This window comes from Geomonas azotofigens (assembly GCF_018919395.1).
GTDB lineage: Bacteria > Desulfobacterota > Desulfuromonadia > Geobacterales > Geobacteraceae > Geomonas > Geomonas azotofigens.
Genome location: NZ_JAHLME010000007.1, coordinates 135998 through 161919 on the forward strand (window position 1 = coordinate 135998; position 25922 = coordinate 161919).

The following is a 25922-nucleotide window of genomic DNA, read 5'->3' on the forward strand; positions in this document are numbered from 1 at the left end:
GGACCACCATGACCGAGACCATTCTCATAGTCGATGACGAGGACGGCATCCGCTCCTCCCTGGCCGGCATCCTCGAGGACGAGGGGTACCGCACCGTCTGCGCCGCCGACGGCGTCGAGGCGCTCGCCCTTTGCCAGAAGGAGCTCCCGGGGCTCGTGCTTCTGGACATCTGGATGCCCAGGATGGACGGCATCGAGACCCTCAAACGGCTGAAGGAGCTGCACCCGGCCCTGAACGTCATCATGATGAGCGGTCACGGCACCATCGAGACCGCGGTGAAATCGACCAAGCTGGGCGCCTACGACTTCATCGAGAAGCCGCTCTCCCTGGAGAAGGTGGTGGTGACGGTGGAGAACGCCCTCGCCATGAACCGACTCAAGGAGGAGAACGCGACGCTGCGGGGGCAGGTGCAGCAGGGGTACGAGATGATCGGCAACTCGGCCGCCATGCAGCAGCTCGCCGAGCAGATCCGGCTGGTCGCGCCCACCAACGCGTCGGTCCTCATCACCGGCGAGAACGGCACCGGCAAGGAGCTGGTGGCCCGCTCGGTCCACTACCACAGCCAGCGCCGGGACAAGCCCTTCATCGAGATCAACTGCGCCGCCATTCCCGAGGAGCTGATCGAGAGCGAGCTCTTCGGGCACGAGCGGGGCGCCTTTACCGGGGCCGTGGCGCAGAAGAAGGGAAAGTTCGACCTGGCCGACGGCGGCACGCTCTTCCTGGACGAGATCGGCGACATGTCGCTCAAGACCCAGGCCAAGGTGCTGCGCATCCTGCAGGAGAAGAAGTTCGAGAGGGTGGGGGGCACCCGGACCCTCGAGGTCGACGTCCGTGTCGTCGCCGCCACCAACAAGCTCCTCGAGGAGGAGATCAAGAACGGCACCTTCCGCGAGGACCTCTACTACCGCCTGAACGTGGTCCCCTTCAAGGTCCCGCCGCTTAGGGAGCGCCGCGAGGACATCCCGCTTCTGGCCGGCTACTTCCTGGATGCCTTCTGCGACCAGGAGGGGAGGGAGAGAAAGCGCATCGTCCCCGAGGCGATGGAGTCGCTCAAGCGCTACGACTGGCCCGGCAACGTGCGCGAGTTGAAGAACATCGTGGAGCGGCTGGTGATCATGACCCCCGGCGGCACCATCACCATGAACCACCTCCCCGACGACTTCGTCTCCGCCGGCGGGCGGGAAGGGGCGGGGGGGAAGCTCGACAGCGTGCTGGAGCTCTCGAGCCTCAGGGAGGCGCGCGAGGAGTTCGAGCGCGAGTTCATCATGCAAAAGCTCGAGGAGAACGACTGGAACGTCTCGAAGACCGCCGAGGCGATCGAACTGGAGCGGAGCAACCTGCACCGGAAGATCAAGAGCTACGGCATCGACATGAAGAAGTAACGGGGCGCCATGTTCTTCAGACTGTTTCTCATTTTACTGATCGTGCCGGTCATCGAGATCTACCTGATCATCAAGGTCGGCCAGGTGATCGGCGGGGCGGCCACGGTCGCCATTCTGCTCTTCATGAGCCTCACGGGCGCCTGGCTGATCCGGCACCAGGGGGGGAGGGTGCTTGGCCAGATCCGCGACGAGCTCTCCCAGGGGCGGCTTCCCGCCGCGCAACTGCTCGACGGCGCCCTCATCTTCATCGGCGGCGTCCTCCTGACCACTCCCGGCTTCTTCACCGATTTCCTCGGCATCTTCTTCCTGATCCCGGCCACCAGGCGCTTCATCAAGCTCTGGCTCGGGCTTTGGCTGCAGAACAAGATCTCGCGCGGCGGCTTCGTGGTGCGCCGCCACTTCTAACCTTCTCTTCCCGTCCAGCGTGTCCTGTCGCTTCCAGCTCTCCCCCTCCCTTGACGGGCCTGCGCGCCGTTGCGCTTCGGTCCGCGAAGGCGGGAGGGGGGACCCAATGCCGTCTCCAATTGCGCCCCCACCTTTTTCGGCTACTATTTTCGGGTTGCCCGGGCGGCCGTATCCTGCGCCGCGCGGAGAAAGGGGAAGACGATGCTGGTGGTGGAAGAGTTTCACGGCACGCAGGTCACGCAGCAACGGGTCGAGATTGTGGAGCGCAAGGGGACGGGACACCCGGACCAGATCTGCGATTGCATCATGGACTCCATCTCGGTCGCCCTCTCCCAGGCCTACCTCTCCGAATTCGGCACCATCCTCCACCACAACATCGACAAGGGGCTTCTGGCGGCCGGGCGCGTGGAGATGCGTTTCGGCGGCGGCGAGGTCATCGAGCCGATGGAGCTCACCATCGGCGACCGCGCCACCTTCAGCCTGGCGGGGAAGGAGATCCCGGTGCACGACATCGCGGTCGGCGCGGCCAAAGCGTGGATCTCGCGCAACCTGCGCCACGTGGATCCCGAGCGCCACGTGAGCTACCGGCTGAAGCTCGCTCCCGGCTCGCAGGAGTTGACCGACATCTTCGCGCGCCCCGGCGCGGTGAGGGGGGCCAACGACACCTCCGCCGCCGTCGGCTACTATCCCCTGAGCCCGACCGAGCGCGCCGTGCTCACCCTGGAACGGGAACTGAACAGCGGGCGGTTCAAGACGCTCTTCCCCGAGACCGGCGAGGACGTCAAGGTGATGGGGCTCAGAAACGGGACCGAGCTTGACCTGACCGTCGCCATGCCGCTTCTCGCCGGGCGCATCGGCTCGGAGCGGGAGTATTTCGAGAGAAAGCACGCCGTCGAGATGGAGATGCGGGACTTCCTGGAGCGGGGGTGCCGCGGCTTCGAGCGCACCCGGGTGCACTACAACACGCTGGACCGGGCCGGGCGCGGCCTCGCCGGCGTCTACCTTTCCCTGCTCGGGACCTCGGCCGAGGACGCCGACTCCGGGCAGGTCGGGCGGGGCAACCGCGTCAACGGCCTGATCCCCATCGCGCGTGCCATCGGCACCGAGGCCGCCGCGGGGAAAAACCCGATGAGCCACGTCGGCAAGATCTATAACGTGCTGTCGCACCGGATGGCGCGGGAGATCTGCAAGTCGGTGGCGGGTGTGCGCGGGGCCTACGTCATGCTGCTGAGCCGGATCGGTGACCCGGTGGACCGGCCGCAGATGGCCAACGCGCAACTGGTCATGGAACCCCGGCGCACGGTCGCCGAGGTGGAGGCCGAGGTGCGGGAGGTCATGCAGCGCCAACTCTCCGGGATCCCCGAGTTCTGCCAGGCCCTGGCCCGGGGGGACTTCCTGGTCTGTTAAAAATTCGCTAAAGACCGGCGCATATCTGCCGAATGCATTTATACGCATCTTTATCTACCTGCTTTTCTTCAGTCAGGTGCTGGACTACGCTACCTAATCGATGCGGGTGAGGAGGACGGAACATGGGGCTTGATGCAGCGGTGCTCAGCGAGGCCAACACCACCGAGGACGAGGTCAGGAAAACCATCGCGGACATCACCAAGGGGGTCTTTTCCACCATGGTGATGCTGGACGTGGTCGACGAGCCTCCCCTGGATGAGCCGGTCTTGACCTTTCACGAAACGGTGACCAGCATGGTCGGCCTGGCCGGGAGCCACTCGGGCATCCTGGCCATCCACTGCCCGAAGAAGCTGGCGCTGCAGGTCACCTCCAACATGCTCGGCATGGATGTCACCGAGGTCGACGACGATGTCAACGACGCCATGGGCGAGATCGCCAACATGGTGGGAGGCGACGTGAAACACATCTTCTCCCCCAAGGGCGCCGACATCAACCTCTCGATACCGACGGTGATCTACGGCAACGACTACGCCCTGGAGAGCATTTCCAGCGCGGAATCGTTGGTGATGCCGTTTGTCTGCGGGGAGGAGCGTTTCCTGCTCTCCTTCAAGATCGGCAAGTAGTCACCTGCGGAACAGATCGACGAAGCGGCCACCTGAGCGTGGCCGCTTCTCTCGCCTTCGATGCGAATCCCTCCGCCCGGCCACAGCGCCGTCTCTTTTAGCACCCTTAGCCACACAAAAGGTTGACAAGACCCCGGTTAGCGTTGAAAATGAGCATCTGTTGAGCTTTGGCAGTCGCGGCCGCCGCGACCCCCATGAACTAACCCGGAGGGTAATTGGACACCGTCTTTGTTGAACTGCTGGTCATCGCCGTCCTCATCCTGCTGAACGGTTTTTTTTCCTGCGCCGAATTCGCCATCATCTCCATTCGCAAAAGCAGGGTGGCACAACTGGTAGCCCTGGGGGACCAGCGGGCCGCGCTGGTGGAGTCGCTGCAAAACGACCCGCACCGCCTGCTGGCCATCGTGCAGATCGGCGTCACGGTAGTCGGATCGACCGCCTCGGCGGTGGGCGGCGTCATCGCGGTCGACTACATTCGCCCCGTGCTGCAGGTCTCCTCCATCGCCATGATCCGCAACGCCGCCGAGCCTCTCGCCATCGGCATCGTGGTCAGCGCCATCTCGTACCTGCAACTGATCCTTGGGGAACTGGTCCCCAAGACCGCCGGGTTGCAGTACGCCGAGCCGGTCGCCCTGCGGGTGGTGAAATCCATCACCTTCCTGGCCCGGGTGGCGGGGGTCCTGGTCTCCTTTCTCAGCTATTCCACAAAGTTAACCCTGGCCATCTTCGGACTCAAGGGGGAGGGGACGGCCTTCATGACCCGCGAGGAGGTGCAGCACATCGTTGCCGAGGGGCACGAAAGCGGCATCTTCAGCGAGACCGAGCACACCTTTATCGACAACCTTTTCGACTTCACCCACACCGCCGTGCGCGAGGTAATGGTGCCGCGCACCCGCGTGGTCGCCTTCGACCTGAACCTCTCCAACGACGAGATCCTAAACGGCGTCTTGGACAACATGTACTCCCGCTACCCGGTGTACCTCGGCAGCATCGAGGAGACGGTCGGTTTCATCCACGGCAAGGACCTGTTGGGGCGCATGGTGCGCGAGCCCGACTTCGACATCCGCTCCATCGTGCGCCCGCCGGTGTTCGTCCCCGAGGGGAAGAAGGTGAGTGAGCTGCTGAAGGAGATGCAGAAGAGCCGGGTGCACATGGCTTTCGTGGTGGACGAGTACGGCAGCATCAGCGGCATCGTAACGACGGAGGACTTACTCGAGGAACTGGTCGGCGAGATCGAGGACGAGCATGACGTGGGGGAACCAAGCCGGGTGCAGGTGCTGGCGGACGGGAGCTTCCTGGTGGACGCCCTCATTTCCATCTCGGATCTCGAGGACCTCCTCGAGGTCGACCTGGGCGAGGACCTTCCCTACGACACGCTGGCGGGGCTGATCCTGAACCGGATCGGGCGTTTTCCCGAGCAGGGCGAGACGGTCGAGCTGGGCGAATACCTGCTGACCTGCGAGGAAGTGACCCGCACCGGCATCACCCAGGTGCGCATTGTTAAGAAAGACGAGGGGCTAGGGGCTAGGGGCTAGGGGCTAGGGACTAGGGACTAGGGACTAGGGACTAGGGACTCAGCGGCTTCGAAACCTGGGGGCTGTGGACTGCGGGATTAGAAGTGGAACTGTTGGCAGTGGCGGGCATTTGGCCCGCCTTTGCTTTTTCTAGCCCCTAGCCCCCAGTCCCTAGCCCCTATGCCTTTTCGCCGCCATGAGCGAGGTGAGGATGGAGATGGTCAGCGAGCCTATGATGACGCCCAGCGAAAGCTGTAACGGGATCTCGACCAGGTTCGACAGGAGCATCTTCCCGCCGACGAAGGCGAGGATCACGGAAACCCCGAGCTTCAGATGGGCGAACATCTCCATGACGTTGGCCAGCAGGTAGTACAGCGAGCGCAGCCCCATGATGGCGAAGACGTTGGAGCTGTACACGATGAAGGGGTCGTGGGTAACGGCGAGCACCGCGGGAATGGAATCGACCGCGAAGATGACGTCGCTCGACTCGACCACGACCAGGGTCAGAAACAGCGGCGTCGCGGCCCAGATGCCGCGCCTCCTGATGAAGAAACGGTCGCCGAGGGCCCGCTTGGTGATGGGGATGAAGCGGCGCACCAGCCGCACCAGCGGGTTGTGCTCCGGGTGCACCTCCTCGTCCCCTCCGAAGGCCATCTTGAAACCGGTGTAGATCAGCACCGCCCCGAAGACGTAGACCATCCAGTGGAAACGCTCGATGAGCTCTATCCCCACCACGATGAAGATGCCGCGCATCACCAGCGCCCCGATGATCCCCCACTTCAGTATCTTGGGCTGATGCGCCCTAGCCACCTTGAAGTACGAGAAGATCATGATGAAGACGAAGAGGTTGTCGACGGAAAGCGACTCCTCGATGATGTAGCCGGTGAGGAATTCCAGGGCCTTGGCCGAACCCAGCACGTACCAGACGCCGACGTTGAAGGCCATGGCGAGGCCGACCCAGACTGCCGTCCACGCCAGCGCCTCGCGAAACCGTATCTCGTGACTCTTCCTGTTGAAGACGAAGAGGTCCAGGATGAACATCACGGTGATGATCCCCGCGAAGGCGATCCACATCATCTCTCTGTTGGTCAAAACTCCCTCCGGTTAATGCCCCATCTGCTCCAGTCGGGCGATACGCTCCTCCATGGGGGGGTGCGTGGAAAAAAGTTTCATCAGCATCCCCGCGCTGAGCGGGTTGACGATGAACATGTGCGCCGTCGCCGGCCGTGCCTCGTACATGGGGAGGGCCCGGGACGCCTGGTCCAGCTTCCTGAGCGCGCTGGCCAGGGAACGCGGCTTGCCGCACAGTTTCGCGCCGCTCTCGTCGGCCAGGTATTCGCGGCTCCTGGAGACGGCGAGCTGGATCAGCATGGCGGCGATGGGCGCGATGATGGCGAGGGCGAGGCCGCCCCACCCCCCACCTTCCTCGTCGTCGCTGCGGCTGCCGAAGATGGCGGCCCACTGCATCATGTTGGCCAGCATGGAGATGGCGCCCGCTATGGTGGCGGCGATGGTGGAAATGAGGATGTCGCGGTTGGCGACGTGGCTCAGCTCGTGCGCCATCACCCCCTCCATCTCCTCCGGGGTGAGGATGCGCAGGATCCCCTCGGTCGCGGCGACCGCGGCGTGCTCCGGGTTCCTGCCGGTGGCGAAGGCGTTGGGGCTCTCCGAGGGGATGATGTAGACCCGGGGCATGGGAAGCCCCCCCTGCACGGCGAGCCTCCTGATCATGCCGTAGAAGGCCGGGTTCTCCGCCTCGGTGATCTCCTGGGCGCCGTACATGCGCAGCACGATCTTGTCGGAGAACCAGTAGGAGAAGAGGTTCATGGCGCAGGCCATGATGAAGGCGAGGTACATGCCGCCCCGGCCGCCGATGGCGCTTCCGAGCGCCACCATGATCAGCGTGAGCGTGGTGAGCAGGACCGCTGTCTTGAATCTGTTCATGACTTACCCCCTTGCCGAGTCACCTGGTCAAATAAAAAGACCTTTACCCAGGCGCGTTGCACTGGATAAAGGTCTTGCCTGCTCTGACAGGATTGTCATGCCCCATGTCCGGGCCTTGATGGCCGTCTTGACGAACACGGGTCGGTTGCGGTGTCAACCGTTAGCTACTCCCCTTTACCATCATGAAATATAGGTAACGGAGCCACTGGTGTCAACCGTTTCTTTTCCCTTTCCCACGGGGGGGAATCTACAGTCAGCCGGCGATGCTCTCGGTGAGGAGGATCGCGTCGGCCAGCTGCCGCATCGAGATCCTGCGGTCCATGGCGAGGCGCTGCATCCTGCGGAACGCCTCGGCCTCGGAGAGCTTGTCCCGCTCCATGAGCCGCCCCTTGGCCTTCTCGATCACCTTCCTGCTTTCGATGCTCTCCTTCAGCGAGGAGACCTCCTCCTTGAGCCGCTCCACCCGCCGCGCCGCGGCGATGGAGAGGACCAGCGCGGCGACCAGTTCCTCCTCGCGCACCGGCTTGGCCAGAACGGTGGAGACCGCCGACTCACCCCAGGTCTGCACGGCCTCCAGGTCGCGACTTTCCGCGATCATCACGATCGGAAGGCTCAGCTTGTCCCAGAGTTTTCTTACCGTGCCGACGATGTCCTGGTCACCGGTCCGGAATTCGACGACGGCCACCTCCGGATGGTTGGCCAAGGCCTCGCTCAGAAGCTCGCCCGAACTCCCGGACGCTATTATTTCAGCAAAACCCCGCTCCCTCAGCCTGTTTTTTAGGCTCTCAAGGAGATCCTCGTCGCGAACGTACAGGACAGCCTTTCCCATGAATTTCACCTCCTTACGACGATTGGAACTGCCCGGACGGACAGGTTACCCGGTTAAAGAGCATAGAGCGTTCCAAAAAATGGCGCCTGTCCCGACAAAGGCAATTCCGGGGAGCACGCCACAGGAGGCTGGGGGTGGGGGAAAACGCCACAATTTCCGTTCCGCTTCCCGCTAATTTCATTAATGTTTTAACGCGGCGCGCCGATAATGTGGCTATGCCCCTGCAGACGGTGGGGCGACCGCTGCGTTCGAGTGCTTGGAAAGCCGCGCAGCGGGATCAGGCACCCCCTCCGGTGGCCAAAGGAGCCCATGTTGTTCATCTCCCGATCCGCAGCAATCCACAGCCGAAGCGCGCTGGCCCTGGGCATCTGCGCCTGCCTGATCCTGGTCCTGGTCGCGGCCGTCTGCCGCCCCCAGGCGGGACCGGTCGGAGCTTTGGCCATGGTCTTCGTGGGGGGGCTGCACGCCCTGCGCCTCAAGTGGCGCCGGCAGTCGGAGGACGAGCTGAGGCGCAGCGAGGAGCAGTTGCGCATCTCGCAGCGCATCGCCCATATCGGGAGCTGGGACTGGGACGTGGTCACCGGTCGCCTGGATTGTTCCGAGGAACTGTGCCGCATCTTCGGGATCCCGTTCGAGGAGGCGCCGCAGAGCTTCGCCCAGTTCCTCGCCCTGCTTCCGGCGCCGGCGCGGGAGACGGTGGAGGCTGCCGTCGCCAGGGCCCTGTCCGGCGGCGATTCCTTTGTCGTTGAATATCCCGTGGTTCGTCCCGACGGCAGCCAGCGCCACCTCTCCGAAGTGGGCGAGGTGTTTCGGGACTATTCCGGCACGGCGTTGCGGGTGGTCTGCGTGGTGCACGACGTCACCGAACGCAAGGAGGCGGAGAGCGCCCTTTTCTTCGAGAAACGATACCGGGGACTGATCGAGAACCTGCCGCAGCGCATCTTCCTCAAGGATTGCAACCTGGTCTATCTCTCCTGCAACTCAAGTTTCGCGAGGGAACTGGGACTTGAGCCAGCCGACGTCTTCGGCAAGACCGATTACGACCTCTTCGAGGCCCCCTTGGCCCGCAAGCGCCAGGAGGAGGACGAGAGGGTGATGGCGGCGGGGACCGCCGTCGAGCGGGACGAGCAGCGTGAGCGGGACGGCAGGTGGGTGAGCAAGGCCCTGATCCCGCTCAAGGACGACCACGCGCGGGTGTACGCCCTGCTCGGCGTCCTGACCGACATCACCTTCCGCAAGAAGGCCGAGGAACAGCTGAAGGAGAGCGAGGAGCGCTTCCGCAACACCTTCGAGCAGGCGGCGGTGGGGATCTGCCACATCGCACTGAGCGACATCCTGATCAGGATCAACCGGCGCTTCTGTGACATCCTGGGGTACAGCCAGGAGGAGCTCCTGGGGTGGACCCTGGAACAGACCATCCACCCCGACGACCGCACCGCCGAGCAGGGGCAGCTCTCCCGCCTGGTCAACCGCGAGATCGACAACTACAGCATCGAGATGCGCCAGCTCAGGAAGGACGGGTCCGTGGTGTGGGTGAACCTCACCAAGTCCCTGGTGTGCGGCCCAAAAGGGGAGCCCAAGTACCTGATCGGGGTTATCGAGGACGTAACCGCCAAGCGGGAGGCCCAGGAGCTGCGCCGGGAGCGCGACCTTGTGCAGGCTGCCAGCCAGGCCAAGACCGAGTTCCTGGCCAACATGGGGCACGAGATCAGGACACCGATGAACGCGGTGATGGGGCTGAGCCGCCTCGCCCTGAAGACGGAGCTCATGCCCAAGCAGCGCGAGTACCTCGAGAAGATCTGCTCCGCCAGCAGGACGCTGCTGAACATCATCAACGACATCCTGGACTTCTCCAAGATGGAGGCGGGCAAGCTGGAGCTGGAAAAGACCGAACTGAGCCTGCAGGAGGTGCTGGGCAACATCTCGGACATGCACCACCTGAAGGCACAGGAAAAGGGGCTCGACTTCAAGATGCGGCTCGCCCCGGAACTCCCCAGGAAACTTTTGGGCGACCCGCTGCGCCTGACACAGGTGCTCAACAACCTGATCGCCAATGCGCTCAAGTTCACCGGCCGCGGCGAGGTCGTGGTCGCGGTGAAGCCGGTCGAACAGGAAGCCGGGGTGGTGCAGGTGAATTTTTCCGTCCAGGACACCGGCATCGGTATTACCCCCGAGCAGATGGAGCGCATTTTCACCCCCTTCACCCAGGCGGACAGTTCCACCACGCGCCGCTACGGCGGCACCGGCCTGGGGCTTTCCATCAGCCGGCAACTGGTTGAACTGATGGGAGGGGAACTGAAGGTGCAGAGCGTCCCCGGCGCGGGGAGCAGCTTTTCCTTCACGGTCGGCTTCGCCGTCCCGGCTGCCGGGAAGGCCATCAAGGAGGCGCGTAAAGAGGAACTGCGCAACCTGCGGCTCCTGGTGCTGGACGGCAACCCCGCATCGGTGGAGGGGATCGCCGAGATGTTGCAGGGAATGCCGATCGACCTGCAGGCGGTGCCGACTTTCGCCGCGGCCAGCGAGGCACTCAAGGAACCACCGGTCGCGGGGCAGTTCCCGTTCGACATGGTGGTCATCGACGCCGCGACCGCTGGCGAAGACGGGCTGGAGCAGCTCTCCCGCACCATCTCCAGCCGGTACCACAACGACGTGCCGGTCCTGGCCACGGTGCCGGCGGAGCAGGTGGAGGCGGTGCGGCAACTGGGGGATGAGTGGGGGGTGAGCGCGGTGTATCCCGCTTCGGTGCGCCCTTCGCTGCTGGTGGACGGCATGATCCGGGCGGTTTCCCGTACCGCCGCACACCAGGCCGAACCGGCGCCGGTTTCCGAGCCGGTGGCGCGGCCGGTGCGGACGGCAGCCCAGGGCTCCTTCGAGCCGGACCGGTTCGCCGCCGAGAAGACGAAGCTGGAACGCCTGCTGGCCAGGAACAGCCTGGACGCCAAGCGCCAGTTCGAGAAATTCTGCAGCCAGGTGCCGCGTGGCCGCTTCGTCAACGAACTGCAGGCGCTCCAGGCCTGCATGGAAAAACTTGATTTCAGGAAGGCACGGCAGCTGCTGTCCATCTTCCCGACCGCGCAAGAGCCCCATCCGGATAACAGGGAGTAGCTATGAAACGCCAGACGGTGATGATAGTCGACGACACCCCCGCCAACATCGAGATCCTGAGCGAGAGCCTGGGGGACGACTACGAGCTTTTTTTCGCCACCAGCGGATTGGACGCCCTGGAACTGATCCGTGCCGACAAGCCGGACCTGATCCTGCTGGACATCATGATGCCGGGCATGGACGGTTTCGAACTGTGCGGCATCCTGAAGAACGATCCCTCTACCCGGGACATCCCGATCATCTTTGTCACCGCCATGATCGAGGAGGAGCAGGAGATCAAGGGGCTCGAGCTGGGCGCCATAGATTACCTCACCAAGCCGATCAGCCCGCACATCGTCCGGGCACGGGTCAAGAACCACCTGGAGCTCAAGCGCTACCGCGACCTCCTGGAGACCCTGGCGAGCGCCGCCGACCGCGCCAAGAAGGAGTTTCTGCGCAGCGTCAGCCACGAACTGCGCACGCCGCTTACCCCGATCATCGGCATGACCGACCTCGTGCTCAACCAGGAGGAGGACGGCAACAAGCGCAAGTACCTTGGGATGGTGCAGAAATCGGCGCTGAGACTGCTGGGGATCGTTGAGGATCTCATCGAGACCAGCCGCCTGGAAGGGGAGGGTGGAGCCCCGGAGAACGCCCCCTTCCATCTCAAAAGCTTCCTGGACACCGTGATCATGGAGGCCCAGGCCCTGGCCGATGGCAAGGGGCTCACCTTCAACGTCCAGGTCGAACCCGCGCTGCCGGAAGCGGTGGTCAGCGACCAGGGAATGTTGCACAAGGTGCTCACCATGCTCCTTGGGAACGCGGTCAAGTTCACCCCGGCGGGGGCGGTGGGGCTGGAGGTGCGCCGGCAGGAAGTCGCGGGGGAGCAGATGCTGCAGTTCTCGGTCTCGGACACCGGCGTCGGCATCGACCAGGCCGACCTGGAGCGCATTTTCAGCGACTTCACCCAGTCCGACGGCTCGATCACCCGTTCCTACCCCGGCCTCGGGCTCGGGCTCACCTTGGCGCGGCGCATGACCGAGTTGATGGACGGCAGCATCTGGGCCGAGAACCTTCCCGACGGCGGCTCGGTATTCCAACTGCAGATCCCGCTGGTGCTGCCGGACCCCGACGCCGTCCTGCCTGTCCCAAATTAGCTGTGTTTGGTGCCGGCCAAAGATGCTATAGTGCCGCGTCATGACATACTCAGAGCGAAAACACGTCCACGTAGCCTGCGCCATCATCGAGCGTGATGGGCTGGTGTTGTCGGCCCGGCGCAGCGCGTCCATGAACCTGCCGTTGCGGTGGGAATTTCCCGGTGGGAAGATTGAGCCCGGAGAGGGGCGCGAGGAGTGCCTGAAGCGTGAGCTCGTGGAGGAAATGGGGGTGGAGATAGCGGTGGGGCGCCCGCTCACGCCGACCACCCACAGCTACCCGACCTTCGACGTGACCCTCTACCCGTTCGTCTGCAGCATCGTATCCGGCGACATCGTCCTGCACGAGCACTCCGCCATGACCTGGCTGCCCCCCGGGCGGATGCTGGAGCTGGAGTGGGCCGACGCCGACCTTCCCATCATTTTGGAGTATCAGAGTTCTTACAACACCAGTTCCTGAGAGTCATCCAGGACGTCCAGCAGGTCATCCATCTCTTCATCGCTAAGCTGCAGCATGGCGGCCTCGGTCTGCTCGGCGAGATCGATCTCCGGGTCGTGCAAAAGGCCGATCCCCTTCATCCTGCAGGCCGTGTTCACCAGCCGCACCACCGTCAGCACGATGTCCTGAGTATCGAAGTTGTCGTCGTGGTGGTTGGCGACCACGTTGTAGTAGACCTTGGGCATGTTCCAGTGCTCCATGAGCCGGCACCCCTGCTCGACGTGCAGTTCCGCGAAAATATCCAGCAGCAGGTCCTCCTCCAGCGCTGCGTGCGCCACCCCCATCTGGTTCAGTCGCTCCAGCGCCTTCAACAGGTACAACTTGCCGATGTCGTGCAGCAGTCCGGCCATGTAAGCCTGGTCGCTGTGCTGCGGGTACCCCGCGTGGCGCGCGAGCCACCGGCTCCCCAGGGCGCAGGCATGGCTGTGCAGCCAAAGCGACTGCATGAACCTGTTGATGGTCCTGTTTTCGGAGGTATGCAAGCTGGCCTGCGACGCCGCCATGGCCAGGTTGGCGATTTCCTGCCCCCCCAGCCTGACTACCGCCTCCTTGATGGTCTCGGTCCGGACCCGGCCGATGTACATCGGCGAGTTGGCCATCTTGAGGATCTGGCCCGCCAGGGACTGGTCCTCGTTGGCGAGGTCGGTGATCTGGGTCATGGTGAAGTCGGGAGTCTGCAGCAGGTGCAGGATCCTCACCGCGATGGGGTGGAAGACGGGGAGGTCGATGGGCTGGTTCGTCAGCAGACGCCTGATGGTGAGCGACAGGGGCATGGCGATTCTCCTTGTACTGGGCTACGGCCAGGAGACAGTTTAATGCACCCGGCCAAGCCATAACAATACAAATCGGCTGGCGGCGCTGGAACTTGAGAGCCGGAGCGGCGTGGCGCGGGATAAGCGTGGCCCCGGGAGAAAAAGGTTGCCTTGCAGCCGCGATTCGGTCAAGTATGGATGCGCGGCAAACGGCAGCATAACGGAGCGGACATGTCAGCAAACTATAAAGGCAAGAAGGTAGCCGTCGCCATGAGCGGCGGCGTGGATTCATCGACGGTCGCGGCGCTTCTCAAAGAGCAGGGGGCGGAGGTGATCGGCATCAACATGAAGTTGTTCAAGCGTGAAGGCGAGGACCCTCAGGCCAAGGGGGACGCCCAGATCGTCGCCGAGTATCTCGGCATAGAGTTTCACCAGGTGCGCCTGGAGGAGGAGTTCGGCCGTCTCATCATGGAGGACTTCCGCGCCCAGTACCTCGGCGGGGAGACCCCCAACCCGTGCGTGCGCTGCAACAAGTACGTGAAGTTCGGGCTGCTCCTGGACAAGGCGCTGGAACTGGGCGCCGACTACCTCGCCACCGGCCATTACGTGAGGACCAGCAGGGACGAAAGCGGAACCTGGCACCTTTTGAAGGCGGCCTATCTCGCCAAGGACCAATCCTATTTCCTCCATACCCTGACCCAGCGGCAGCTGGCCCGCGTGATCTTTCCGCTGGGGGATATGCCGAGCAAGGACGAGGTGAGGAGATTGGCCGAGGGCTTCGGCATCCCGGTGGCGCAGAAAAGCGACAGCCAGGAGATCTGCTTCGTCCCCGGCGACGATTACGTCGCCTTCCTGGAAAAGGACGGCGGGCTCGAGGGGAGAAGCGGAGAGATCGTCCACGTGGACGGCACCGTGCTCGGACGCCACAACGGCACCCATCGTTACACCATCGGGCAGAGAAGGGGATTGGGCATTGCCTGGAAGGAGCCGCTGTACGTGGTCGCCATCGATGCGGACAGCGCCAGGGTCGTGGTCGGCGAGGTCGGGGGGCTGTTCGCGCCGGGGCTTCTCGCCTGCGATCTGAACTGGGTGGTCCCGGTCGAGGGGGATGCCGTGGAGACCACCTGCAAGATCCGCTATCGGCAGCAGCCCATCGAGTGCCGGGTGAAGATCCTGGGGGAAGGTCTGGGCGAGGTTTTCTTCGAGGAGCCACAGAAGTCGGTGACCCCGGGGCAGTCGGTGGTGTTCTACCAGGGGGACGAGCTGGTCGGCGGCGGCCGCATCGTCAAGGCGCTGCGCTCCGGCGAATAGGTTCGCGGGAACCGTTGCTGATCCGCATACCTGGCCATAGGCACCGGACGTAAGAAGGGCGCGGGGGAAATTCCCCCGCGCCCTTTTGTTGTATGCCTGTGCTGCCGGTACGCCGAAGCGGTTATGCCAGCTGGCTGTTGCAGTAGGTGCAGACGTTGAGCCATTTCTGGATCGCCGTCGCCTGTTCTTCCCACTCCTTGCCGAGCCTCAGCTTCAGGAAGGTGGCGAACACCGAGTCGAAGAGCTGGGTCCCTTTCTCGAGCAGCAGCATCCTCTCGAAGAAGACCGCCTCCCGCTCCATCGCCTCGTCCACCGTGCTGTCCTTCTCAAGTTGCACCGCGGGGGACTTGAAGGAGGCGAAATGGAACAGCTCACCCTTCAAGGTCAGCTTGTAGTGGTCGTCGCCCGCCTCCATGTGCAGCGTGGCCTCGGTGATCTGCTTCTTGTTCAAGAGCGCGCTTCTGACCTCGTTGAAGTGATCCTGGGGGCCTGCCACCGTGATCTTCTGGGCGCCGTTCTCGCCGGAACCAAGCAGCACCACGCGGTCGTCCAGGTAGGCCACGAACGGCTCCTTGGCGAGCAGCACGCCCGGCTGGTTGACGCTGTACTCGGAGGACTCGTTCATGGTCTGGTACATGAGCCAGAGCATGAAGTCGGTGCCGAGCCACTGGTTCTCCTTGATCAACTCGAGGTAGTTGTCGCCGCCGGCCTTGTTGGCCTGCGCCAGCAGCACCTTGTTCCCCTCGTCCAGAACGCTCTCGGCCCGGGCGTAGGGATGGAAGGCGGAGACCCTGAGCCCCTCGAAGGTCTTCTTGAACATGTCCTCGAAGAGTTCGATGACCTTCGGGGATAGCGAGCTGAAGGTGAGGATGCCGGTCTTGGTGTCCCAGACCGCGTCGTAGGTGGCCGGGGTGGGGAGGGTCTGCGACAGGAGCATCGCGTGCACCGCCTCCTTGAGGTCCTCCCTCTTCTGCTTGGGCACCTTGGCGAAACCGGGATTCTCCGCCAGGAACTCCTCCTTGGCCTTCTCGAGGTGCGCCTTCAGCACCGCCGAGGGGACGGCGCGCTTGTCGCGGCGCAGCGTGAACATCAAGTAGTGTTCGCGGCAGCAGGCCGCGGGGGAGTCGAAGTCGGCTATTCTGGAGTCGTCCAGGTGCACCCAGCCGACCGACATTTCCTCGGTCCCCTGGTCGATCGGGTTGAACCTGTTCGCCGCCAGCTGTTTGGTGATCCAGGCGTAAAGTTCTTCCTGCGGCGGGAGATCCCCCTGGACCTTGAAGTGGCAGACGCTTACTGTGTTGGCGAGGATGCCCATCGATGATTCTCCTTCACTTTGCTTTTCTTGTCCCGCGCGAACGGGGACAGCATGGATACACCTTTTGCCCTTGGGGGGCAAGTTAAAAAGGCCAAAGAGCCAAAACCATTGGCCACGGAGAAAGTCCGAGAAAATCGGAGAACACCTTAAAGGCTTTTGAAGGTAAAGCCTGAGTCTTTTGAATTTGCCCGCAAGCCGTGGCCAACGGTTTGGTTTTTACCTCATTTTCTCCAGCACCTTCGCCTTCGCCTTCGCGTATTCCTCTTCGCTCAGCGCGCCTCTATCGAACTTGTTCTTCAGCACCTTCAACTCGTCCTCGGCACCGGGGGCGGCCGCCTTGGTCTCCCCCTTCTTCCCCCGCTCCTTGAGCCGGCTCGCCTCCCCCTTGATGTCCACGAGGTCCATCTTCAGCTCGGCGTTGCCGTACCAGTGGGTGTAGGCCGGATTCTGGTGATAGGCCCCCTTGACGGTCCGGGCGTAGTCGTACTTCTTCATCTTGAAGAAGAGCCGCTCGATGTGCGAGGTGTCCTCGTAGAGCATCTGGCTGTCGGTCACCAGGCGCGGCCCGCTCAGCGGGTGGGGCGGTCGGTTTTCCGGCATCGGGTCGAGGAGCCCCCGGTCGTTCAGGTCCCAGATGACGTGCTCCGCCTCCTTCAGGATGGCGAGGCTCTGGCCGCGCACCTGGTCGCCGCGCTCGAGCTCCCTCTTCGCGAAGGAGGGGGCGTGGCAGTCGCTGCAGATCCTGACCATGTCGGCCCGGGCCGGTTCGGCCTTGGCGGCGGGGTAGGGGACCCCTCCGGAGTTCATGGTGACGCCGATGGATACGTTGTGGGTCCCCTTGGGCATGTGACAGGTCTGGCAGTCGGGCCCGGTCTTTCTGCCGGTGCTCGCGTTCAGCGTGCCGTGCAGCGAGGTCTGCCACATCTCCCACTGCGGGTGGTCGGGACCCATGTGGCACTTGGCGCAGGAGTTGGGATCGCGCACGATCTTCAGGTCGGTCATGTGCTTTGAGTGGCAGGAGTCGCAGGCGTCCTCGACGCTGTGACAGTAATTGCAGCCGATCTCCCCCATCTCCGGCGACTGCTTCAGGAACCGGGCGCACTGCACCTCGGAGCGCGGGATCTCGTCCCCTTTCTCGTGGCAGAACCGGCACTCTCCCTCCTTGCGGTTGGGAAGGTTCCTGGTGCAGCCCCACCCGGAGTGCAGCCCCATGCCGTGACGGCTGGCGCGGTGCTCCTGGTAAGCCTTCTGGTGGCAGGGGCCGCATACCTTCATGCCGACCTTGGCCTCGCCCTTCACGATCTTGTCGTGGTCGCTGCCGTGGCACTTCTCGCAGCCGACTCCGGCCCTGGCGTGGGCGCTTCCCTGCCATTGCGCCACCGCCGCGGGGGTCTTCTCGGCGTGACAGGGAAGGCATGGTTCGGCGGCGTGAGCGGCCAGCGGCACCAGACAGAAAAAGGCTGCGGCAAAGATCGCTTTCATCATCGCGCCGGCTCCTTCGGTTCCAGTTCCTTGCGGTACTCCTGCTCCGTGATCAGCCCCTGGCTGCGGAGCCTGCGCAGTTTGAGCACCCGCTCCAGGTCTGGGCGCAGCGCCGCCGGCGCACCGTCGTCAAGCCCGGAGACGTGGAACAGGTTCCCTCGGTAGCTCAGCACCAGCCCGGAACCGTCGGGCAGGAAGCTCCCCCTGGCGTCGGGGGGGACGGAAGCGATCTCCTTCCCCTTCCGGTACAGGTGGCCGTCCAGTAACAGGTAGGTGCCGGAAGGTGAGGCCGCCGGATTGATGGCCGGGCTCCCCCAGGTTTCCAGCTCCTTTCCTTCCGGCAGCGACACCCTGCGGGTCGCTTCAACCCCCTGGGCGAAAACCAGGGATTCCCCGTCCGGTGTGTAAAAGACCTTCCCCGCCCCAAGCGGCACCTGCCCCACCTCGTAGCCGCCGCCGGTGTCCAGGTTGCGTACCAGCACCTTCAGGTACGGCGCGAAAAGGGGCGGATCCTTGAGCGAGGTGAAGGCGATTTCGTCCCGGTAGGGCGAGACCGCGATGTGGAGCTGGTCGTAAAGCACATCTTCGGGCAGGCTCGCCACCTGCGGACGCAAGGTGATATCGATTATGGTGCTGTCGACCGGCGTGCTTTTGCCGTCCCACTGGAGCAGATGGGTCGCCATCTGCGAGCCGAAGCTGAACTTGGTGATCTTGAGCACCCCGGCCAGCAGCTCATTCTCTGAGCGCCAGGCGACCGAGGTGACCTTGCCGGTGACCCTCGTTTCACCGAGCGTCTTGCCCTCCAGGTCGACGATCCGCAGCAGCGTCGCGTTCTGCACGGGAAGCACCAGCGCCACCTTCTCGCCGCCTGGGGAAAAGCTGATCGCGGTGGCCGGCCGGTCGGCAAGCCTCACCTTCCGACCCTGCTTGTCGGTGAGTTCCACCGCACCTTGCGCCACCGCCGCCACGGCTCCTTTGGTGCCGGCTTGGAACGGGGCGCCGACGTCGGAGCGTCCGGCTGGTTTGACCTGGAACCCGGCCGGTAGCTGTGCCGGCAGCGTCGCGGCACAGCCGGCGAGGGAGAAAAGCATAACGACCGCGGATAAAGTCAGCAGAATATTCTTCATGACGCCTCCTGATTTGAGCGACGCCAGTGTACTCAATTTGCCACGTCAAAACAACCTGGAACAGGGTGCCCGGACCGAGTTGAGCCGTATACCGGATCCGCTGCTCCAGCACGCGGGTGATGTGGTAGAATCGCACCATTGTCTTTGTCTAAGGAGGATCTCGATGCACGTCGCCTTGCTGCGGATGAGACTGCTGCTGCCAAGCCGCACCCTCAAGGAGAAGAGGGCCATCGTGAAGAGCGTGCTGGCGCGTGCGCGTAACCGGTTCAACGTCGCCTGTTCCGAGAGCGCCCTCAACGACCAACCCGCCGACGCCGAGCTCTGCTTCGTAACCGTCGCCCCGAGCGCCACCCGCGCCCGTCAGCTCTTGCAGGAACTGGAGTACTGGCTGGTGTCCGAGCGGCCGGACCTGCAGATCGTGGACCTGCTGGTCGAAGAGCTGTAGCCGCATTGTGGCTTCCCACCCATCAGAAAATGTGTTAGCTTCCGCTTCTATGAATCCGTTAATCGGGGTGACCGGGCATGGCGCAAGATGACTTGAACAGACTTACCATCGACAAACAACGCTCCACCCCCGCCGCCGGCGCCCCGAGAGGGCGGCGCAAGCAGGTGGTGGCGGCGCTGGTGCTCCTGGCCCTGGTGCTGGGGATCTGGATCGCGGCGACCAGGCGCAGCGTCGAGGTGGATGTGGCCACCGTTTCCCTGGTCTATCCGTCGCAGACCATCTCGCTGCTCAACGCAAGCGGCTACGTGGTGGCCCAGAGAAAGGCGGCGGTCTCCTCCAAGGCGACCGGCAGGCTGGAATGGCTCGGCGTGGAGGAGGGGAGCGTGGTGCGCGAGGGGCAGTTGCTGGCCCGCCTGGAGAACCGCGACGTGGCCGCCCAAAAAGGGCAGGCGTCGGCGACCCTTTCCGCCGCGCGCGACAACCTGGAGCAGGCCAAGGTGGAGCGGACCGACGCCGGCCGCGCCCTCTCCCGCGCCAAGGAACTGATCGGGCAGGGGATCATCGCCCAGGCCGATTACGACACCGCCGAGGCCCGCTACCAGCGCGCGGCGGCCGCGGTGGCCGCGGCCCAGGCCAACATAAACGGCGCCCAAAGCGCCCTGAGCGGAGCCGAGGCCTCCCTCGACTACACCCTGATCCGCGCCCCCTTCGACGGCGTGGTGCTCACCAAGAACGCCGACGTCGGCGACATCGTCTCGCCGCTGGCCGCCGCCGCCAACGCCAAGGCCGCCGTGGTCACCATGGCCGACATGGGCTCGCTTCAGGTGGAGGCCGACGTCTCCGAGGCGAACCTTGCCAAGGTCAAGGTGGGGCAGCCCTGCGAGATCCTGCTCGACGCCCTCCCCGATGTCCGTTTCCGCGGCGCGCTCTACACCATCGTCCCCACCGCCGACCGCAGCAAGGGGAGCGTCATGGTCAAGGTCCGCTTCCTGGACAAGGACCGGCGCATCCTCCCGGAGATGAGCGCCAAGGTCGCCTTCCTTGAGCGCGAGCTGAGGCAGGGGGAGGGAACCCCCCTGGTCGGCCTGCCGCCCGCAGCGGTCGTGCACCGCGACGGCAAGGATTACGTCTTCAAGGTGGTCAAGGACCGGGCCGAACTGACCCCGGTGGTGCTTGGGGGCAAGCTCGGCGACCTGGTGCAGGTCCGCTCCGGCATCAAGGCGGGCGAGCGCGTCGCCACCAAGCCCCTGGACCGGTTGCACGACGGCAGCCGCGTCAAGACGGCGGAAAAGTGATCATGGCCGAAGTCAGCGAGCCCATCGTCCGGATCAGGAACCTCTCCAAGGCATACCGCCGCGGAACCCAGGTGATCCCCGTCCTCACCGGCATCAACTTCGACATCGCCCGGGGCGAGTTCGTCGCCCTGATGGGCCCCTCCGGTTCCGGCAAGAGCACCCTCTTGAATCTCATCGCGGGGATCGACAGCGCCGATCAAGGGTCGATCCAGATCGGCGACGTCGAGATCACTCGCCTTGGCGAAAGCGAACTCGCCCGCTGGCGCGCCGGCAGCGTCGGCTTCATCTTCCAGTTCTACAACCTGATCCCGGTCCTGACCGCCTACGAGAACGTGGAGCTCCCCCTGCTCTTGACCCACCTGAGCCGGCGCGAGCGCCATGAGCACGTGGAGGCGGTACTGAACGTGGTGGGGCTCGCCGACCGGATGGACCACTATCCCTCCCAGCTTTCCGGAGGCCAGCAGCAGCGGGTCGCCATCGCCCGCGCCATCGTCACCGACCCGGAGATCCTGGTGGCGGACGAGCCGACCGGCGACCTGGACCGTGTCTCCGCCGAGGAGATCCTGCTGCTCATGGACCGCCTGGTGCATGAGTTCGGCAAGACCGTGATCATGGTCACCCACGACCCGCGTGCCGCCGAGAAGGCCCACCTGATACGGCACCTGGAAAAGGGTGAGCTGAGCGTGACCTAGATGGGCATCCCCTATTCCTACAGCTTCCGCAACCTCTGGACCCGGCGGCTCACCACGGTGCTCACCGCGAGCGGCATGGCCCTGGTCGTCTTCGTCTTCGCCGCCACCTTGATGCTCACCGAGGGGCTGCAAAAGACCCTGGTGCAGACCGGCTCTTCCGATAACGTGGTCCTGCTCCGGAAATCGTCCAATTCCGAGGTGCAAAGCGCGGTGGAGAGGGACCAGGCCTCGCTTTTGGAGAGCCAGCCCGAGATAGCCGTGGGGGCGGACGGGGAGCCCCTGCTCGCCAAGGAGCTGGTGGTCCTGATCAATCTGAAAAAGCGGGTGGGGGACAAGCCCTCCAACGTCATCATCCGCGGCATCGACGCCGCCTCGTTGAAGCTGCGCCCCGCGGTCCGGCTCAAGGAGGGGCGCATGCCCCGGCCCGGTTCCGCCGAGGTCGTGGCCGGAGAGAGCGTGTCGCGCCGCTTCAAGGGGTGCGGGCTGGGCGAGACCCTGCGTTTCGGGATGCGCGACTGGCGCGTGGTCGGCGTCTTCGATGCCGGGTCCACCGGGTTCTCCTCCGAGATCTGGGGCGACCGCGACCAGATGATGCAGGCGTTCAGGAGGCCGGTCTACTCCTCGATAATCTTCCGGTTGCGTGATACCACCGCCTTCGACGCCTACAAGGCGCGGGTGGAGGGTGATCCCCGGCTCACCGTCGAGGCGAAGCGCGAGACCCAGTACTACCTGGACCAGTCCGAGGCAATGGCCAAGTTCTTGCGCATCCTGGGGCTGGTGCTCACCGTCATCTTCTCCATCGGCGCCGTGATCGGGGCCACCATCACCATGTACGCCGCCGTCGCCAACCGGGTCACCGAGATCGGGACGCTGCGTGCCCTGGGGTTCCCGAGGAAGAGCATCCTGGCCGCCTTCATCATCGAGGCGCTGCTGCTCGGGCTGTGCGGGGGGATTCTCGGCGTCTGCGCCGCGTCGTTCATGCAGCTCATCACCATTTCCACCATGAACTGGGCCTCCTTTTCCGAACTGGCCTTTTCGTTCACCCTCAACTTCAGCATCATTTGGAAGTCGCTGCTCTTTTCCGTCGTCATGGGGTTCGTGGGCGGCGCGCTCCCGGCGTTGCGCGCCTCGCGCATGAATATAGTCGAGGCCCTCCGGGCCACGTAAAACCGTTAGCCACGGAGAAAATCCGAGAACTTCGGAGAGAACCTAACGTCTTTTGGGGGTACCCCAAAGTCTCTTGCTTTTGTTTTTGGTTTTCTCAGATTTCCTCAGACGTTCTCCGTGGCCAATGGTTTGGTCTTTTCCGAGGTTTTGATGTTTTTTCTCAAATACATCCTCAGGAATCTCTTCCGGCACAAGCTCCGCTCGGTGCTCACCATCGTGGGGGTTGCCGTGGCGGTGCTCGCCTTCGGGCTTTTGCGCACCCTGGTGGGACTTTGGTACTCAGGCGCCGAGCACGCCTCGGACACGCGCCTGGTCACCCGCAACGCGATCTCGCTGGTCTTCCCGCTTCCCATCTCCTACCTGGACCGCATCCGCGGCGTCCCTGGCGTGACCTCGGTCTCCTACGGCAACTGGTTCGGCGCCTACTACAAGGAACAGAAGAACTTCTTCGCCAACTACGCCATCGAGCCGCGCGGCTACCTTGAGCTCTACCCGGAGCTCATGCTCTCGCCCAAGGAGAAGAACGACTTCTTCCTGGACCGCAAGGGGTGCATCGTCGGGGAGCGCCTGGCCAGGACCTATGGCTGGAAGGTCGGCGACTTGATCACCTTGAAGGGGACCATCTACCCCGGCCAGTGGGAGTTCGTGCTGCGCGGCGTCTACCACGGCAAGGAAAAGGCGACCGAGGAGCGCATCCTCCTCTTCCACTGGAGCTACCTCAACGAGGCCATGCGCCAGACCGTCCCGCGCCGCGCCGACCAGGTCGGTTACTTCGTGGTGGGGGTGAAAAAGCCGGAACTCGCGCCCGAGGTGTCGCTGGCCATCGACTCCCTGTTCAAGAATTCGCTCGCGGAGACCCTGACGGAAACGGAGAAGGCGTTCCACATGAGCTTCGTCTCCATGACCGAGGCGATCATGGTCGCCATCCAGATCGTCTCCTACATGGTGATCGCCATCATCATGGTGGTGGCGGCCAACACCATGGCCATGACGGCGAGGGAACGGATCGGGGAATACGCCACCTTGAAGACCCTGGGCTTCAAGGGGGGGCACCTGGGCGGGCTCATTTTCGGGGAGTCGGTGCTGATCTCCCTTTGCGGCGGTCTGGTCGGCGTGGCGGCCACCTTCCCGGCGGCCCACTGGATCGAGTTGGAACTGGCCCAGTACTTTCCCTACTTCAGCGTTTCCAGCGAGACCATCCTGTTGGAGTTGGCCGCGGCCCTGTCGGTGGGTGTGGTCTCCGGGATCTTCCCCACCTGGCGCGGCGCCACCATCCGCATCGCCGACGGGTTGAAGCGTATTGGGTAGAGTTAGAGCGCGAAAAGCCTCAACGCAAAGACGCCAAGCCGCAAAGGCGCGAAGAAAAACCAATATCTTGTGTTTTCAGGCAAAACCCAGTATAAGAACCCGCCTGTGTTCCCGCTTTCCAGTCGTACTCTTAGAGATTCCCCCCGGCGCCTTTGCCTCTGATGTGCAAAAACGCTTAGTTTGTCCCTGCGCCTCTGCGGCTTTGCGCCTTTGCGTTAGAGCTTTTAGCCTTTGTGCTTTTGTTTCAGGAGGTTCCCGTTGAGATTTCTTCGTCTGCCCAAGGACCGTATCGTCTGGCTGCTGCTCCTGGTTTCCCTGATCCTGTATCTGGCCGACTACTTCCTGTTCCCCCGCGCCGAGGAGATCGGCTTCAACTTCATGTCCAACGTGGCCTTCCTCCCGGTCTACGTCCTCTTCGTGACGCTCATGATCGAACGCGTGCTCAAGGAGCGCGAGCGCGAGGCGATGATCAAGAAGCTGAACATGGTCATCGGGATCTTCTTCAGCGAGGTCGGTTCGCCGCTGCTGCGCGACCTGCACGACTTCTACCCCGACGGCCACGAACTCTCCCAAAAACTCGGGGTCACGGTGCGCTGGCGCGCGGAGGATTACCGCGCGGCCAGGGAATTCCTCAAGCAGCACGAAATCCGTCCCGATTCCCGCGCCGGCGACCTCTCCGCCCTCAGGGCCTTCCTGTGCGAAAAGAAAGGGGTCATGCTCTCCCTCATGGAGAACCCGAACCTGTTGGAGCACGAATCCTTCACCGACCTCCTCTGGGCCGTTTTCCACCTGATCGAGGAACTGCAGGCCCGCCGCTCCCTTACCGGGCTCCCCGCCAGCGACATGGACCACTTAAGCGGTGACATGAAACGCGCCCACACCTACCTGCTCATGGAGTGGCTCTCCTACATGGCGCACCTGCAGAAGGACTACCCCTACCTCTTCTCGCTCGCGGTCCGCATGAACCCGATGAACCCGCAGGCGCACCCCGAGGTCACCTGAGAAAGAGAAAAAAAGTTGCATATTTGCGACGGGTGCCTTATAAGTATCAGCTCCGCAAAAAGCCACTATCCCTCCTGAAAGGTGACCAAAAGCTTTGAAAGAAAAGCAGACTCTGGCAAAACTCCGTCAGGACATAGATGCGGTGGACGATCGCATCCTGGAACTCCTCAACGAGCGGGCCAAGCTCGTGATGCAAGTCGGCGCGGTAAAGACGGAAAACCGCAGCGACTTCCACGTGCCCAGCCGCGAGAGGGAGATCTACGAGCGTCTCGCCGCGGCGAACCCCGGCCCCTTCCCGGCCGAGGCGGTGCGCGGCGTCTTCCGTGAAATCATCTCCGCGTCGCTGGCGCTGGAAAAGCCCTTGAAGGTCGCCTTCCTCGGCCCCAACGCCACCTTCAGCCACCTGGCCGCCATGCAGCACTTCGGCCTGTCGGCTTCTCTCTCGCCGGAGCGCTCCATTCCCGCCGTCTTCGAGGCGGTGGAAAAGGGGGAGGCGTACTACGGCGTCGTTCCGGTCGAGAACACGACCGAGGGGATGATCTCGCACACGCTCGACATGTTCATGGAGAGCGAACTGAAGATCAACGCCGAGGTCCTTTTGGAGGTGTCCCACTTCCTGCTCTCCAGGACCGGGCGCTTCGAGGACATCAAGAAGGTCTACTCGCACCCGCAGCCCCTGGCCCAGTGCCGCAAGTGGCTCGCCGAGAACCTCCCCAACGTACCCTTGGTCGACGTCGCCTCCACGACGCTCGCCGCCCAGATCGTGGCCGAGGACTATACGGCAGCGGCCATCGCCAGCGAGTACGCCTCTTCCATCTACAACCTGAAGATCGTCAAGGCCCGCATCGAGGACCAGGTGAACAACTTCACCAGGTTCCTGGTTGTGGGGCGGAAGATGGCCGAGCGCAGCGGCGACGACAAGACCTCGCTCATGTTCTCGGTGCGCGACGAGCCCGGCATCCTGCACCGGATGCTGGAGCCCTTCGCCAAGCGCGGCATCAACCTCTCCAAGATCGAGTCCCGCCCGCTCAAGAAGAAGGCCTGGGAATACATCTTCTATCTCGACCTCTCCGGGCACATCTCCGATCCCGGCGTCGGCGAGGCGGTGCAGGACCTGTCCACGTGCTGCCAGTTCGTCAAGGTGCTGGGCTCGTACCCCCGGGCGCGCCAGTGAGGGGGAATTAG

General features: G+C 63.7%; 23 protein-coding genes. 16 read left to right on the plus strand and 7 right to left on the minus strand.

The genetic code is table 11. The annotated features are described in order from the left end of the window. Positions 1-8: 8 nt before the first annotated feature. The 5 genes from KOL99_RS18975 to KOL99_RS18995 all read left to right on the plus strand — a co-directional run bounded on the left by KOL99_RS18975 (position 9) and on the right by KOL99_RS18995 (position 5352). Entirely contained in the window at positions 9-1382 is a 1374-nt protein-coding gene (locus tag KOL99_RS18975) for a sigma-54-dependent transcriptional regulator (RefSeq protein WP_216512044.1), read from the plus strand. A gap of 9 nt (positions 1383-1391) precedes the next feature. Continuing rightward, positions 1392-1787 carry an FxsA family protein gene (locus KOL99_RS18980; RefSeq protein ID WP_216512045.1) on the plus strand — a complete coding sequence of 132 codons (396 nt, stop codon included), beginning with the start codon at positions 1392-1394 and terminating at the stop codon, positions 1785-1787. A gap of 201 nt (positions 1788-1988) precedes the next feature. Next, positions 1989-3194, plus strand: coding sequence for a methionine adenosyltransferase (locus KOL99_RS18985; protein WP_216512046.1), 1206 nt, complete (start codon positions 1989-1991; stop codon positions 3192-3194). 122 nt (positions 3195-3316) lie between these two features. Beyond that, on the plus strand, positions 3317-3817 hold the full coding sequence (locus KOL99_RS18990; protein ID WP_216512047.1) for a chemotaxis protein CheX: 501 nt from the start codon (positions 3317-3319) through the stop codon (positions 3815-3817). Positions 3818-4032: 215 nt separating this feature from the next. Beyond that, positions 4033-5352: a hemolysin family protein gene (locus tag KOL99_RS18995; RefSeq protein ID WP_216512048.1), complete on the plus strand. Its 1320-nt coding sequence runs from the start codon at positions 4033-4035 to the stop codon at positions 5350-5352. 150 nt (positions 5353-5502) lie between these two features. On the opposite strand, the gene KOL99_RS19000 is transcribed toward KOL99_RS18995, so the two are convergent. The 3 genes from KOL99_RS19000 to KOL99_RS19010 form a co-directional block, all read right to left on the minus strand. After that, complete coding sequence (locus KOL99_RS19000; protein ID WP_216512049.1) at positions 5503-6423, minus strand: TerC family protein; 921 nt, start codon at positions 6421-6423, stop codon at positions 5503-5505. A gap of 12 nt (positions 6424-6435) precedes the next feature. After that, complete coding sequence (gene htpX / locus KOL99_RS19005; RefSeq protein WP_216512050.1) at positions 6436-7275, minus strand: zinc metalloprotease HtpX; 840 nt, start codon at positions 7273-7275, stop codon at positions 6436-6438. Between the two features lie 253 nt (positions 7276-7528). After that, positions 7529-8104 carry an ANTAR domain-containing response regulator gene (locus tag KOL99_RS19010; RefSeq protein WP_216512051.1) on the minus strand — a complete coding sequence of 192 codons (576 nt, stop codon included), beginning with the start codon at positions 8102-8104 and terminating at the stop codon, positions 7529-7531. 309 nt (positions 8105-8413) lie between these two features. On the opposite strand from KOL99_RS19010, the gene KOL99_RS19015 reads away from it, so the two are divergent. The 3 genes from KOL99_RS19015 to KOL99_RS19025 are packed head-to-tail and all read left to right on the plus strand — an operon-like array spanning position 8414 to position 12802. After that, complete coding sequence (locus KOL99_RS19015) at positions 8414-11209, plus strand: PAS domain-containing hybrid sensor histidine kinase/response regulator (RefSeq protein ID WP_216512052.1); 2796 nt, start codon at positions 8414-8416, stop codon at positions 11207-11209. Positions 11210-11211: 2 nt separating this feature from the next. Further along, the gene (locus KOL99_RS19020) at positions 11212-12345 is read left to right on the plus strand and encodes a hybrid sensor histidine kinase/response regulator (RefSeq protein WP_216512053.1); all 1134 of its coding nucleotides are present in this window, start codon (positions 11212-11214) and stop codon (positions 12343-12345) included. Between the two features lie 40 nt (positions 12346-12385). Next, positions 12386-12802 (plus strand): (deoxy)nucleoside triphosphate pyrophosphohydrolase, encoded by a 417-nt coding sequence (locus KOL99_RS19025; protein ID WP_216512054.1) that lies wholly within the window; start codon positions 12386-12388, stop codon positions 12800-12802. Here KOL99_RS19025 and KOL99_RS19030 read toward each other — a convergent pair. Continuing rightward, complete coding sequence (locus KOL99_RS19030) at positions 12784-13614, minus strand: HDOD domain-containing protein (RefSeq protein WP_216512055.1); 831 nt, start codon at positions 13612-13614, stop codon at positions 12784-12786. The genes KOL99_RS19025 and KOL99_RS19030 overlap by 19 nt on opposite strands. Before the next feature lie 210 nt (positions 13615-13824). Here KOL99_RS19030 and mnmA point away from each other — a divergent pair, with 210 nt between their 5' ends. After that, complete coding sequence (gene mnmA, locus KOL99_RS19035) at positions 13825-14904, plus strand: tRNA 2-thiouridine(34) synthase MnmA (protein WP_216512056.1); 1080 nt, start codon at positions 13825-13827, stop codon at positions 14902-14904. A gap of 121 nt (positions 14905-15025) precedes the next feature. Here the strand turns inward: mnmA and rdgC are convergent, their stop codons facing one another. From rdgC to KOL99_RS19050, 3 genes are all read right to left on the minus strand, one after another. Next, the gene (rdgC, locus tag KOL99_RS19040) at positions 15026-16219 is read right to left on the minus strand and encodes a recombination-associated protein RdgC (RefSeq protein WP_216512057.1); all 1194 of its coding nucleotides are present in this window, start codon (positions 16217-16219) and stop codon (positions 15026-15028) included. Between the two features lie 216 nt (positions 16220-16435). Next, positions 16436-17704, minus strand: a complete 1269-nt coding sequence (locus tag KOL99_RS19045) for a multiheme c-type cytochrome (RefSeq protein WP_216512058.1) — start codon at positions 17702-17704, stop codon at positions 16436-16438. Further along, positions 17701-18828, minus strand: coding sequence for a hypothetical protein (locus tag KOL99_RS19050; protein ID WP_216512059.1), 1128 nt, complete (start codon positions 18826-18828; stop codon positions 17701-17703). The genes KOL99_RS19045 and KOL99_RS19050 overlap by 4 nt, the downstream gene beginning before the upstream one ends. 163 nt (positions 18829-18991) lie before the next feature. On the opposite strand from KOL99_RS19050, the gene KOL99_RS19055 reads away from it, so the two are divergent. The 7 genes from KOL99_RS19055 (at position 18992) to pheA (ending at position 25911) form a co-directional block, all read left to right on the plus strand. Then, positions 18992-19273, plus strand: coding sequence for a DUF503 domain-containing protein (locus KOL99_RS19055; protein ID WP_216512060.1), 282 nt, complete (start codon positions 18992-18994; stop codon positions 19271-19273). Between the two features lie 77 nt (positions 19274-19350). Next, positions 19351-20568, plus strand: a complete 1218-nt coding sequence (locus tag KOL99_RS19060) for an efflux RND transporter periplasmic adaptor subunit (RefSeq protein ID WP_216512061.1) — start codon at positions 19351-19353, stop codon at positions 20566-20568. Between the two features lie 2 nt (positions 20569-20570). Beyond that, positions 20571-21260 (plus strand): ABC transporter ATP-binding protein, encoded by a 690-nt coding sequence (locus KOL99_RS19065; protein ID WP_216512062.1) that lies wholly within the window; start codon positions 20571-20573, stop codon positions 21258-21260. Next, entirely contained in the window at positions 21261-22427 is a 1167-nt protein-coding gene (locus KOL99_RS19070) for an ABC transporter permease (RefSeq protein WP_216512063.1), read from the plus strand. A 150-nt stretch (positions 22428-22577) separates the two neighbouring features. Next, entirely contained in the window at positions 22578-23735 is a 1158-nt protein-coding gene (locus KOL99_RS19075) for an ABC transporter permease (RefSeq protein ID WP_216512064.1), read from the plus strand. Positions 23736-23993: 258 nt separating this feature from the next. Beyond that, positions 23994-24737, plus strand: coding sequence for a hypothetical protein (locus KOL99_RS19080; RefSeq protein WP_216512065.1), 744 nt, complete (start codon positions 23994-23996; stop codon positions 24735-24737). A 94-nt stretch (positions 24738-24831) separates the two neighbouring features. Further along, a complete protein-coding gene (gene pheA / locus KOL99_RS19085) occupies positions 24832-25911 on the plus strand; it encodes a prephenate dehydratase (protein ID WP_216512066.1) in 1080 nt (359 codons plus the stop codon). Positions 25912-25922 lie beyond the last annotated feature (11 nt).

Excerpts from the sequence above, each read along its gene's own strand:
- KOL99_RS18975 (WP_216512044.1), top strand. The coding sequence starts at position 9 with ATGACCGAGACCATTCTCATAGTCGATGACGAGGACGGCATCCGCTCC.
- KOL99_RS18980 (WP_216512045.1), top strand. The coding sequence starts at position 1,392 with ATGTTCTTCAGACTGTTTCTCATTTTACTGATCGTGCCGGTCATCGAG.
- KOL99_RS18985 (WP_216512046.1), top strand. The coding sequence starts at position 1,989 with ATGCTGGTGGTGGAAGAGTTTCACGGCACGCAGGTCACGCAGCAACGG.
- KOL99_RS18990 (WP_216512047.1), top strand. The coding sequence starts at position 3,317 with ATGGGGCTTGATGCAGCGGTGCTCAGCGAGGCCAACACCACCGAGGAC.
- htpX (WP_216512050.1), bottom strand. The coding sequence starts at position 7,275 with ATGAACAGATTCAAGACAGCGGTCCTGCTCACCACGCTCACGCTGATC.
- KOL99_RS19010 (WP_216512051.1), bottom strand. The coding sequence starts at position 8,104 with ATGGGAAAGGCTGTCCTGTACGTTCGCGACGAGGATCTCCTTGAGAGC.
- KOL99_RS19015 (WP_216512052.1), top strand. The coding sequence starts at position 8,414 with ATGTTGTTCATCTCCCGATCCGCAGCAATCCACAGCCGAAGCGCGCTG.
- KOL99_RS19020 (WP_216512053.1), top strand. The coding sequence starts at position 11,212 with ATGAAACGCCAGACGGTGATGATAGTCGACGACACCCCCGCCAACATC.
- KOL99_RS19025 (WP_216512054.1), top strand. The coding sequence starts at position 12,386 with ATGACATACTCAGAGCGAAAACACGTCCACGTAGCCTGCGCCATCATC.
- KOL99_RS19030 (WP_216512055.1), bottom strand. The coding sequence starts at position 13,614 with ATGCCCCTGTCGCTCACCATCAGGCGTCTGCTGACGAACCAGCCCATC.
- mnmA (WP_216512056.1), top strand. The coding sequence starts at position 13,825 with ATGTCAGCAAACTATAAAGGCAAGAAGGTAGCCGTCGCCATGAGCGGC.
- rdgC (WP_216512057.1), bottom strand. The coding sequence starts at position 16,219 with ATGGGCATCCTCGCCAACACAGTAAGCGTCTGCCACTTCAAGGTCCAG.
- KOL99_RS19045 (WP_216512058.1), bottom strand. The coding sequence starts at position 17,704 with ATGATGAAAGCGATCTTTGCCGCAGCCTTTTTCTGTCTGGTGCCGCTG.
- KOL99_RS19050 (WP_216512059.1), bottom strand. The coding sequence starts at position 18,828 with ATGAAGAATATTCTGCTGACTTTATCCGCGGTCGTTATGCTTTTCTCC.
- KOL99_RS19055 (WP_216512060.1), top strand. The coding sequence starts at position 18,992 with ATGCACGTCGCCTTGCTGCGGATGAGACTGCTGCTGCCAAGCCGCACC.
- KOL99_RS19060 (WP_216512061.1), top strand. The coding sequence starts at position 19,351 with ATGGCGCAAGATGACTTGAACAGACTTACCATCGACAAACAACGCTCC.
- KOL99_RS19065 (WP_216512062.1), top strand. The coding sequence starts at position 20,571 with ATGGCCGAAGTCAGCGAGCCCATCGTCCGGATCAGGAACCTCTCCAAG.
- KOL99_RS19070 (WP_216512063.1), top strand. The coding sequence starts at position 21,261 with ATGGGCATCCCCTATTCCTACAGCTTCCGCAACCTCTGGACCCGGCGG.
- KOL99_RS19075 (WP_216512064.1), top strand. The coding sequence starts at position 22,578 with ATGTTTTTTCTCAAATACATCCTCAGGAATCTCTTCCGGCACAAGCTC.